This is a genomic window from Streptococcus parasanguinis, from assembly GCF_009717775.1.
Classification (GTDB): domain Bacteria; phylum Bacillota; class Bacilli; order Lactobacillales; family Streptococcaceae; genus Streptococcus; species Streptococcus parasanguinis_AG.
This window is the reverse complement of record NZ_WMZF01000001.1, coordinates 750,699-762,466: the sequence shown is the minus strand read 5'-3', so window position 1 is coordinate 762,466 and position 11,768 is coordinate 750,699. Positions and strand designations below refer to the sequence as shown.

The following is an 11,768-nucleotide window of genomic DNA, read 5'->3' as shown; positions in this document are numbered from 1 at the left end:
TCAACTACTGCGTCTTGCTCGACAATCCAAAGACAATTGAGAGGCTAGGACTTTTGTCCCAGACTCTTTTGTACTGGATCAACAGAAAAACGGATGCTGTCTAAAAATCTTGCATTTTTTTGCAATTTAGGTTACAATGAAGATTATGAAAAACGCGTAATCCCTAGGGTCTTTCCCTCAGGGAATTTTGTGTGTTTTGACCTATTTTTCGGTGGGAAAAAGCTTTGCTTCTACCGCAGAAAAAAGTATGAAAAACTTTGGAGGTAATGATGATTCGATCCTTAATTTCCGAGATCAAGGAATTCAAGAAGCCCTCAATATTGGCTTCCTTGTTCATGGTCTTTGAAGTCATGTTTGAAATTTCGATTCCCTTTGTCATGGCGAGTTTATTGGACCAGGGTGTTCAACAAAGAAACATGAACAATATTTTGTTTTATGGTGGGCTCATGCTGGTCTGTGCCTTCCTCTCCCTCTTTTGTGGAATGCAGTCTGCCCGTTATGGCGCCTATGCTTCCGCTGGTTTTGCCAAAAACCTTCGTCGGGCCATTTTCAAAAAAGTCCAAACCTTCTCATTTGAAAATATTGATCAGTTCTCATCAGGTGGGTTAGTCACTCGGATGATGACGGATGTGACCAATGTGCAAAATGCCTATCAAATGGTGATCCGGATTTGTGTGCGGGCACCGCTCAATTTGATCTTTGCCATTGTAGCTTGTTTCATGATCAATCCGGAAATGGCCATGATCTTTGTTTATGTAACCATCTTTTTGGCGGCTGTCTTAAGTATCATCATGAAGATTGTGTATCCGCTCTTTACAGAAGTATTTGAAGCTTATGACAATCTCAACAACAGCATTCAAGAAAACATCACTAATATGCGGGTGGTGAAGTCCTACGTTAAGGAAGCAGATGAAACGGTTAAATTCAAGAAGGCTTCACGTTTGATTTATAATATGTTTATGAAGGCTATTCGTGTCGTTGTCTTGAGTAGCCCAGCTATGATGCTTTCCATGTATGCTTCCTTCCTTTTGATCTCCTGGATTGGGGCACATCTGATCGTTGGTGGCCAACTCTCTACTGGGAATTTGACCTCTATGTTTAGCTACACCATGACCATTCTGATGTCCCTCATGATGTTTATGATGATTTTTGTCATGTTGTCAATTTCCATGGCCTCAGTCGAGCGGATCAATGAAGTCTTGACGACCAAAGCGACCATTGTCTCTCCGGAAAATGGGATTAAAGAAGTCGCAGATGGATCGATCAACTTTGAGGATGTGACTTTTGCCTATACCGATGAAAATGGGGACAAGACCCATGTCTTGCAAGGCATTAATCTTTCCATTCGTTCAGGGGAAGTCATTGGCATCTTGGGAGGAACAGGATCAGGGAAATCGAGCTTGGTGCAGTTGATTCCTCGTCTCTATGATGTTGAGTCTGGTCGAGTGACAGTAGCAGGTCACGATGTCAAAGAATACGACCTTGATTCCCTTCGTAAGCAAGTGGCGATGGTTCTTCAAACCAATGTCCTTTTCTCTAGTACGATTAAAGAGAATATGCGCTGGGGGAATAAAGATGCGACGGATGAAGAGATTATCGAAGCCTGTAAGATTGCCCAAGCCGATGAATTTATTCAAGATTTCAAAGAGGGCTATGACACAATGATTGAGCGTGGGGGATCCAATGTGTCCGGTGGCCAACGTCAACGTCTCTGTATCGCGCGTGCTCTCCTCATGAATCCAAAGATCTTGATCTTGGATGATTCAACTTCTGCGGTCGATACCAAGACCGACAGTTTAATCCGTCAAGGATTGGCAAGGAGCTTGAAAGAGACGACCAAAATCATCATTGGTCAACGGATTTCCTCTATTCAAGATGCAGATCGTATTATTGTGATGAATGATGGCCAAATCGATGCGATCGGTCGTCACGAAGAATTGCTTGCGACCAATGCCATCTACCAAGAAGTATATGAAATGCAAACACAAGGGAAAGGAGAAGCAGATGAAAACTAAGAAAAAAGCAAATCTAGGCTCTATCCTTCGCCTGCTCGACTTCCTTTGGAAAAACTACAAGGTATCCTTGATTGTTTCCTTTATCTTAATTATTCTATCGTCTCTTGCGACGGTCAATGTAACAGCTTCGATTCAGTCCTTGGTCGACGTCTATGTGGAGCCCATGCTGACAAGTAATAGCCATGATTTTGGACCGCTCTTGTCTTTCTTGACACGAGTTGGTTTGATCTGTTTGATCGGGGTACTTGCCAACTATGGCTTTACCTTGATCATGGCGACTGTTTCACAAGACTCACTTAGAAGTCTTCGAAATCAGTTGTTTGCCCGCATGCAAAAACTGCCAGTTCGTTACTTTGATACCCACCAACATGGGGACATCATGTCTATCTATACCAATGATATTGATGCCCTTCGCCAAGCAATTGAACAATCCATTCCTCAACTCTTATCCTCAGCAATTACCATCCTTGGGGTAACGATTACCATGCTGACGGTTAGTCCACTCTTGTTCTTGATTGTCCTTATGATGCTTGTCGTAATGTTCTATGTCATGAAGAATGTCTCTAGCAAGTCAGGTCGTTACTTCGGGGCCCAACAAAAAAACTTGGGGATTGAAAATGGCTTTATTGAAGAAATGATGACTGGTCAGAAGGTGGTTAAGGCCTTTGTGCACGAAGCTGAAAGCATTGAAGATTTTGATCGGATCAATGACCAACTCTTTGAATCCTCTTATCTAGCCAATCGCTATGCCAATGTCCTCATGCCAATTCTTGGGAACTTGGGAAATGTTTCCTTTGTTCTGACAGCCTTGATCGGTGGACTCTTTGCGCTAAACGGTGTCGGTGGTTTAACCATTGGTGGTCTCATGGCCTTTCTGCAATTGAACCGTTCCTTCACAGGTCCGATTGCCCAGGTCTCTCAACAATTGAACTTTGTCCTCATGGCCTTGGCTGGTGGAGATCGTGTCTTTGATCTTTTGGACGAAGAAGAAGAAGTCGACCAAGGAAAAGTGACGTTGGTCAATTATGAACTGGTCGATGGAGAAATGGTCGAAACCGATCAGAAAACCAACAAATGGGCTTGGAAACACCCACGTCCGAATGGAGATTACCAGCTTGTGAAGATGGTCGGAAATGTGGTCTTTGATGATGTTGATTTCTCTTATGATGGGAAGAAACAAATCCTTCATGGCATCAACTTGTACGCGGATAAGGGACAAAAAGTGGCCTTTGTCGGAGCGACTGGTGCAGGAAAGACAACTATCACCAACTTGATCAACCGGTTCTATGATATCCAATCCGGAATGATCACTTATGATGGAATCGATATTAAATTGATTGAGAAAGATTCTCTTCGTCGTTCCCTCGGAATCGTTCTTCAAGATACCCACTTATTTACTGGTACGATAGCGGAAAACATCGCTTATGGCCGTGCTGATGCAACACGGGAAGAAATCCTTGAAGCAGCTCGGATTGCCAATGTGGATTCCTTTGTCAAGCACTTGGATCAGGGCTATGAGACAGTCTTGACGGATGATGGGGCTGGCCTATCAAATGGTCAACGACAATTAATCGCCATTGCCCGTGCAGCCCTTGCCAATGCGCCTGTCTTGATTCTGGATGAAGCGACGTCTTCGATTGACTCGCGGACAGAGAAAATGGTGCAAGAAGGGATGGATCGCCTGATGGAAGGTCGGACAGTCTTTGTCATCGCCCACCGTCTATCGACAATTGTCAATTCCGATGTCATCATGGTGATGGACCACGGACGTATTATCGAACGAGGCAACCATGCTTCCTTGATGGCAGAACGTGGAACCTATTACCGCCTCTACACCGGTGGACTTGAAATTGATTAATAAAAAAAGCTTGAGCGTTGGCTCAGGCTTTTTTGGCTTATGGATAATGACTTCTTAGAAACTTTCCTTAGGTGAGTACGGACGTCAGGTGAAATTATCCAGTGGATGATTTCAGCAATCCAGGAAGTTCCATGACTAATTATTGAGCCCCTTCGCTCTTTAATTTCTGGGCTCAGGTTAAAACAGTTTCCCAAACTGTTTTACTCTCAAAATTCCTGAGTGCCTGAAACGTTATTGTTTCAGGCACTTTTCTCACAGCGGAAAGTCTCGAAAATAAATAGCCATTCATCAAAAATCCTGACTACACTTTCGGGCTTTTTGCTTATTTCTCAAGTAAGTCTTGGATCAAGTCTTCCATGGCAGCTGGCTCTGTTTTGGAGGAGAAGCGTTGGGCAACTTGGCCTTGTCGGTCGATGACAAATTTTGCGAAGTTCCATTCGATGCGTTTGCCCAGTGGCCCAGCTGCTTGGCTTTTGAGCCAGTCATAAAGAGGAAGGGCTTCTTTACCATTGACCTTGGCTTTAGCGAATCGTGGGAAGGTGGTCTGGTAGTTGAGGCTACAGAAGCTATTGATTTCTTCTGCCGTTCCTGGTGCCTGCCCCATGAATTGGTTACAGGGAATGTCTAGGATTTCCAGCCCCTTTTCCTGGTAGCGCAGGTAGAGATCTTGCAGTCCTTGGTATTGCGGGGTCAAGCCACAGCCTGTTGCTGTATTGACCACGATGAGGACCTTACCTTGGTAGTGAGAAAGTGGAATCTCTTCCCCATTCTGGTTTTCTAAAGAAAAATCATAAATGCTGTTCATAGGTGGTATCCTTTCTGTCTCTTCAGCTTTTATTGTAGCACAAATCTCCTAATATTGGGCCAAGAGGAGCATGACTTCTTGCTTTAGTCCCTCCTGTGAAAATGATATAATAAGAAGATAACAAGCTCTTAAGAAAATGTCAAAAGGAGAACGGATCGGATGAAATTACTCTATACGGATGTTCGGACCCCCTTGACCCAGGTCCTGACACAAGAAGCCGTAGGGTTAGTAGAAGATGGCAAGCGTGTGTTTTACATTGCGCCCAACTCTCTTTCCTTTGAAAAAGAAGCCAAGGTCTTATCCTATTTAGAAGGTCAGGCTTCTTTTGCCATTACCGTCACGCGCTTTGCGCAAATGGCCCGTTATTTCATCCTGAACCAGGTATTTGAGGAGCAACCCTTAGATGACATCGGTCTAGGCATGCTATTTTTTAAAGCTCTTTCCCAGATGAAGGAGCAGGATCTTAAAGTTTACGGGGCCCTGCGCAAGGATCCTCAGTTTATCCAGCAACTGGTCCAGCTCTATCATGAATTGCAGACGGCCCAGATGGATTTTACCGATTTGGAGTTGCTCGAGGAAGCTGAAAAAAGAGAGGACCTCTTGGCTATTTTTGAAGCGGTCTCAGAGATGCTGGTCCAGCACCGGTATGAATCCCAGTCCAAGATTGCCTTTTTCCTCAATCAGGTCGAAGAAGGGCACTTGGAAGAGCAATTACAGGATGTGGCGATCGTTGTCGATGGCTTCACGCGTTTTTCTGCAGAAGAAGAGGCCTTGATTGGTCTCCTTCACCGAAAAGGAGTGGAGATTGTCATCGGGGTCTATGCCAGTGAAAAAGCCTATCGGGCAAGCTTTAGAGAGGGCAATCTTTACCAAGCCAGTGTTGACTTTCTCCTTCAGCTGGCAAAGACTTTTGAGGTACAGCCTCAGTATTGTGGGCAAGCGATCGAAGACTCTTTTAGTCGCATTACCCGCATGCTAGAAGCGCGCTATGATTTTTCACAAGTGGAAAATGAGCTGGAGGACCAAGATCGAACCGCTGTTCAACTCTGGCAAACCAATACGCAAAAGGAAGAGTTGGAATTTGTCGCTAAATCCATCCGTCAGCGTCTTCATGATGGGGCACGCTATCGGGATATTCGGGTCTTGCTAGGCGATGTAGAAGCTTATCAATTGCAGCTCAAGACCATTTTTGACCAGTATCAGATCCCCTTTTACTTGGGACGAAGTGAAGCCATGGTCCACCATCCCTTGATTCAGGTCATTGAATCACTAGGGCGGATCAAGCAGTTCAATTACCAGACGGAAGACGTCATCAACTTGTTAAAAACGGGTCTGTATAGTGATCTGACGCAAGCAGAAGTCGATGCTTTTGAGCAATACCTTCGTTTTGCGGAAATTAAAGGTGCTACAAAATTTCACAAGCCTTTTACTAGCAATCGTCAGGGTAAGTTCAATCTGGAAGAGCTCAATACTCTTCGGGAACGCGTCGTTGAACCTCTAGCCCCTTTCTTTTCACAGCGCAAACAAAAGGTGACCCAACTCTTAACCACATTTACAGAGTTTCTGCAAGAGGCCCAACTTTCTCAGAATCTCCAAGCTTTGATCAAGGATCTAGCCTTGGAGGAGCAGGAGCGCTATGACCAGGTCTGGAAGGCCTTTCTCCATGTCTTAGAAGAGTTGAATGTGGTCTTTAAGGACCAAGAGCTGACAGTGGATGACTTTTTGGCCCTCCTCTTATCGGGGATGCAATTATCTCAATATCGGACAGTTCCTGCTACGGTCGATGTGGTGACCGTTCAGTCCTATGACTTGATTGAACCCTTGACAGCGCCTTATGTCTACGCGATCGGGCTGACCCAGGAGCGTTTTCCAAAGATTGCTCAGAACACCTCTCTACTCAGTGAAGAAGAGCGCCAGCAGCTCAATGAGGCCACCCAAGAAGGAGCAGAGCTCCAGGTGGTGACCAGTGAAAATCTCAAGAAGAATCGCTTTGTGGCGGTTTCGCTCCTCAATGCGGCGACCAATCAACTGGTCCTATCGGCCCCTAGCTTGGTCAATGAAATGGAAGATAGTGTCTCTCCTTACCTTGTCGAATTGACTAAGAAACCTATTGCCATCGAGTGGACGACCAAACAAACCCAAGCCTCGAGTGATGATATCGGGACCTACCGGGCCCTCCTAGCGCGCGTGATCGAACTCCATCAAGAAGAAATTACGAGTGAGTTGTCTCCTGAAGAAGCCAGCTTTTGGGGTGTGGCGGTACGGGTCTTGCGCAAGAAATTAGCCGCTGAAGGCATCCAGATTCCTCAGATTTCAACGGAATTAAAGAGCCGTCAGCTTCAGTCGGATACGCTTCAAGCGCTCTATCCAGAGGGAAAAGCCTTGACCTTATCCGCTTCTGCCTTGAATGAATACTACAAGCACCAGTATGCCTTTTATCTGCGCTATGTCTTGGGCTTACAAGAGGATGAAACGATCCGGCCAGACGCCCGCAGTCATGGGAATTTCTTGCATCGGATCTTTGAACGAGTATTAAAAGATGGCTCCGATCAAGCGTTTGATCGGCGTTTAAACGAGGCGATTCGAGAAACCAGCCAAGAAGCAGAGTTCCAACAATTGTATGGAGAAAATGGAGAGACCGAGTTTATTCGCAACTTGCTTCTTGATACCGCGAAAACGACGGGGCGGGTCCTCGCCCAGCAAAATGGGATCGAGACCATCGGTGAGGAGACCCTCTTTGGCGGAAGTACCCACACCTCTTATCCATTGTCCGATGGCCGTCTCCTGCAGCTACGTGGCAAGGTGGACCGCATTGATCAATTGAGGGATCGGGGAGCCCTCGGAGTCGTGGACTACAAGTCCAGTCTGACGCAGTTCCACTATGACAAGTTCTTTAATGGCCTGAATTCTCAATTGCCGACCTATCTTTCTGCGATTCAGGATTTGAAGGAATACCAAGAGGAGCAGGGGATTTTTGGAGCCATGTATTTGGAAATGGGAGATCCTGTGGTGGATCTGAAAAAGACCAAGACAGTAGAGGATGCCATCAACCAAACCATGAAAAGTCAACAGTACAAGGGGCTCTTTATGGCAGATCAGGCGCCTTATCTGGGCGAGGCCTATGATAAGAACAAGGCTATGATGCTGAGTAAGGAAGAGCTGGACTTGCTCCTCTTGTACAACGCTTATCTCTATAAAACAGCAGCAGAAGGGATCCTCAAGGGGCAATTTGCCATCAATCCCTATAGTGAAAATGGGCGCAATATCGCACCATTCGTGGAGCAGTTTAAATCCATCACAGGATTTGAAGCGGATCGTCACCTAGGTCAGGCACGGTTCTTGACCAAACTAGACCAAAAAGGAATACGCGGTGAAAAGGTGAAAGCCGCTTGGATCGAGAAGATGAAGGAGGTCTTGAACAAATGATCAAACAAGCATTTTTGACAAGAGAAGAAATCAAGGCCCTCCAGGTCCAAGAGGCAGCTTCTACCAAAGAGCAAAAGCGGACGCCAGAACAGATCGATGCCATCTATAGTTCGGGGACCAATATCCTGGTGTCGGCCTCTGCTGGATCAGGAAAGACCTTTGTCATGGTGCAGCGGATACTGGATCAGATGCAGCGTGGCATTTCGATTAAGGAGCTCTTTATCTCAACCTTTACGGTCAAGGCAGCAGGGGAGCTTAAGGAGCGTTTGGAAAGTGAACTTGGAAAAGCCCTGCAAGCGAGCGATGACCCAGAGCTCAAGCAACACCTGGCCCGTCAAATCGCAGATGTCGCCACCAGCGATATCGGAACCATGGACTCTTTTACCCAAAAGGTCCTAACGCGCTATGGCTATTTGCTTGGGTTGGCACCCCAGTTTCGCATTTTTCAAAACGCTAGTGAGCAACGCCTCTTACAAAATGAAGTCTTTCAGGCTGTTTTTGACCGCTATTACCAGGGGGAAAACCAAGAAGCCTTTGTGCAGATGGTCAAGAATTTCACGGGACAGCGCAAAAATTTAACCTTGTTTAAAGAACAGATCTACCAGATCTATGACTTTCTTCAGTCGACCAGTGATCCGGAGAAATGGCTGGAAGAGCATTTCCTAAAAGGTTATGAGGAGACTGATTTTGAACAGGTTGAAGGCGATCTGATGGAGAGCATCCAGCAGGCCCTTTATGAGGCAGAAAGCTTTTTTGCCTTTCATTTGTCCAATGAGGGCCAAGCATTTGGCAAGGCCAAATATTTGGAAGCTGTCGAAGAGGTGCTCGATCAGATTGGAAGCCTGACAGGTAGTGTCAATAAAGAGCAACTGACCTCTGTCCTAAAGGCGGTCGTGGCGATTAGTCGGGCTTCAAATGGGGGAGCCTTGACCAACAGAGCCCGAAAAGAAGAGCTAAAAGACCTAGTCACAGCCTATAACCAAGACAAAACCATACATATCAATTGCCTCAGAGACTTGGAAAATCAGCTCTATCAGCTGGAATTTCAACAAACCTTCCACCAAGAAGAAGGCCCCATGCTCTCCTTGTTGCGGGACTTTATCAGAGACTTCGCTCGCGCTTATCTGGAGCGAAAAATCCAAGAAAAAGCTTATGAATTTGGGGATATCAGTCATTTTGCGATTCAAATTTTAGAGCAATTCCCAGAGGTGAGACAAGCCTATCAAGAGCGCTATCATGAGGTCATGGTCGATGAGTACCAGGATACCAACCACACCCAAGAGCGGATGTTGGATTTGCTGTCAAAGGGCCACAATCGCTTCATGGTGGGAGATATCAAGCAATCCATTTATCGCTTCCGTCAGGCAGATCCACAGATTTTCAATGATAAATTTAAAGCCTACCAAGAAGAAGGGGCGAAAGGGAGGTTGATCCTCCTCAAGGAAAATTTCCGGAGTCATGTGGAGGTATTGGACGCGACCAATGATGTCTTTCGCCATTTGATGGACGAAGAGGTAGGAGAGATTGACTACAATCAAACCCACTATCTGGTCGCAGGAAGCGACAAGCAACGGATGGCCTTGCCACAACATCGGGCAGAATTTTTGCTCTATGATGGCTCCCAAGATCAGGAAGAAAAGACCGAAGACGAGGAAGCTTCCCTTGGAGTCGAGACGATTTCCAAGGGAGAAATTCTCCTGGTCATCAAAGAAATTTTACGTCTCCATCGGGTAGAAAAAGTGCCCTTTAAAGAGATCACGCTCTTAACGGCGACTCGAACGCGAAATGATGCGATTCTGGAAGCTTTTGACCAGTACCAGATCCCGATTGTGGCAGATAGCGGACAGGCGCATTATCTTGAGTCACTGGAAGTGATGGTTATGTTGGATACCTTGCGGACCATTAACAATCCCTTGCATGATTATCCCTTGGTAGCCCTTATGAAATCCCCTATGTTTGACTTTGATGAAGATGAGTTGGCACGGATTTCCTTGCAGACCCTTCCAGAACAAAAGCAAATGGCCTTCTACCACAAGGTCCAGTTAGCCCTTGAAAAGACTGCAGAGCATGCAAATCTGATTGATGCCAAGCTCACAGCTAAAATCGAGAACTTCCTCAAAGTTTTATCTACTTGGAGAGCTGCTGCCAAGACCCGTTCGCTCTATGATTTGCTGTGGAAAATCTATGAGGATCGCTATTACTATGACTATGTCGGCGCCCTTCCAAATGGGGCCCAGCGCCAGGCCAATCTCTATGCCTTGACGCTTCGGGCCAATGATTATGAGAAGGCCAGCTTTAAGGGCTTGTCGCGCTTCATTGCCATGATTGACAAGGTGATCGAAAATGAACACGATTTGGCCAGTGTCCCTCTTGCAGCACCAAAAGATGCCGTCCAGCTCATGACCGTCCATAAGAGTAAGGGACTGGAATTCAAGTATGTCTTTATTCTCAATATGGATAAAGCCTTTAACCGTAAGGATCAATCGGGGCCGATTATCCTCAGTCGTCAAAAAGGGATTGGCTTTAAATATGTAGCGAACCTGCCGGTTGAGACAGAGAATCCAGCTGCTCCAGAAACCATTCGCCTGCAGATCGAAACGCCTTGCTACCAACGCAATGTGGAAGAAACAAAATTGGCCACAATTTCTGAGCAGATGCGTCTTCTTTATGTCGCTATGACGCGGGCCGAGCTCAAGCTCTATCTGGTTGGAAAAGGCCGTGAGGACAAACTGCGCGATACCGATTGGGGGACCAGTCGTAATGGCAAATTGGATCCGGAAAAACGAAAAGAATGGACCTCTTATCAGGACTGGCTCTTTGCCATTCAAGATGTGTTTACCAAGAATACTCTGGCCTATGACACGCGTTTTGTGACAGACGAAGACCTGACACCAGACCAGCTGGAACCGCTAGAGAAGGAGAAGGATTCCCGCCTGGATCAGCTCAAGGATGTCCGTCAGTCCGAGGATATTCGTCGGGCCTTGGATATCTTGGAAAATGTTGATCGGATCAATCAGCTCTATGCTCCGGCCATTCATTTGCCAAGTGTCCGTACCCCTAGTCAGATCAAGAAATTCTACGAGCCAGTCATGGATGCCAATGGCGTCCAGATTATGGATGCAAAGACTGTGACGCCTGACTTTGAGCTTCCAACTTTTGGTCAAGAAAAAGCCGTGACAGGAGCCCAAGTCGGTAGTGCTGTCCATGAACTCATGCAGCGCATGCCGCTTGAAGAAGAAATCACGTTGGATACACTGCGTCAAGCCTTGGAGCAAGTTCAAGCAGAGCCAGCGGTCAAAGCCCGCATCAAGCTAGAGGCCATCCTTGCTTTCTATGAGACACCTTTGGGGGCCTTGCTTCAAAAAGAAGCCCCACGAGTCCGTCGCGAAGCTCCCTTTGCCATGCTGAAGAAAGATCCAGCCAGTGGAGAGGACTTCGTCGTGCGGGGGATCTTGGATGGTTACTTGGTGCTAGAAGATCGGATCCTGCTCTTTGACTACAAGACAGATCACTACAAGGTTCCTAGCCAATTGGTCGTACGTTACCGGGATCAGCTCGATCTCTATGCAGAAGCTCTTCGTCGTTCTTATGGCAAAGAGCAAGTAGAAAAATACCTGGTGCTTCTAGGTGGCCCCCATCTAGAAGTGGTGAAAGTGGAGTAAAT

Annotated in this window: 5 protein-coding genes; 4 read left to right on the top strand and 1 reads right to left on the bottom strand. The window is 46.4% G+C overall.

Annotation, left to right across the window (positions count from 1 at the left end):
* The first annotated feature begins 269 nt into the window (after window positions 1-269).
* Together GMC92_RS03880 and GMC92_RS03875 are read left to right on the top strand one after the other, a co-directional pair.
* Window positions 270-2,015, top strand: a complete 1,746-nt coding sequence (locus GMC92_RS03880; RefSeq protein ID WP_155199785.1) for an ABC transporter ATP-binding protein — start codon at window positions 270-272, stop codon at window positions 2,013-2,015.
* Entirely contained in the window at window positions 2,005-3,873 is a 1,869-nt protein-coding gene (locus tag GMC92_RS03875) for an ABC transporter ATP-binding protein (RefSeq protein WP_155199784.1), read from the top strand. The genes GMC92_RS03880 and GMC92_RS03875 overlap by 11 nt, the downstream gene beginning before the upstream one ends.
* Window positions 3,874-4,195: 322 nt before the next feature.
* On the opposite strand, the gene GMC92_RS03870 is transcribed toward GMC92_RS03875, so the two are convergent.
* The gene (locus GMC92_RS03870; RefSeq protein WP_155199783.1) at window positions 4,196-4,678 is read right to left on the bottom strand and encodes a glutathione peroxidase; all 483 of its coding nucleotides are present in this window, start codon (window positions 4,676-4,678) and stop codon (window positions 4,196-4,198) included.
* A gap of 159 nt (window positions 4,679-4,837) precedes the next feature.
* Between GMC92_RS03870 and rexB the strand changes: the two genes are divergently transcribed.
* Together rexB and addA are read left to right on the top strand one after the other, a co-directional pair.
* The gene (gene rexB / locus GMC92_RS03865) at window positions 4,838-8,104 is read left to right on the top strand and encodes an ATP-dependent nuclease subunit B (protein WP_155199782.1); all 3,267 of its coding nucleotides are present in this window, start codon (window positions 4,838-4,840) and stop codon (window positions 8,102-8,104) included.
* The gene (addA, locus tag GMC92_RS03860) at window positions 8,101-11,766 is read left to right on the top strand and encodes a helicase-exonuclease AddAB subunit AddA (protein WP_155199781.1); all 3,666 of its coding nucleotides are present in this window, start codon (window positions 8,101-8,103) and stop codon (window positions 11,764-11,766) included. Before rexB ends, addA begins: the two co-directional genes overlap by 4 nt.
* The last annotated feature ends 2 nt before the right edge of the window (window positions 11,767-11,768 follow it).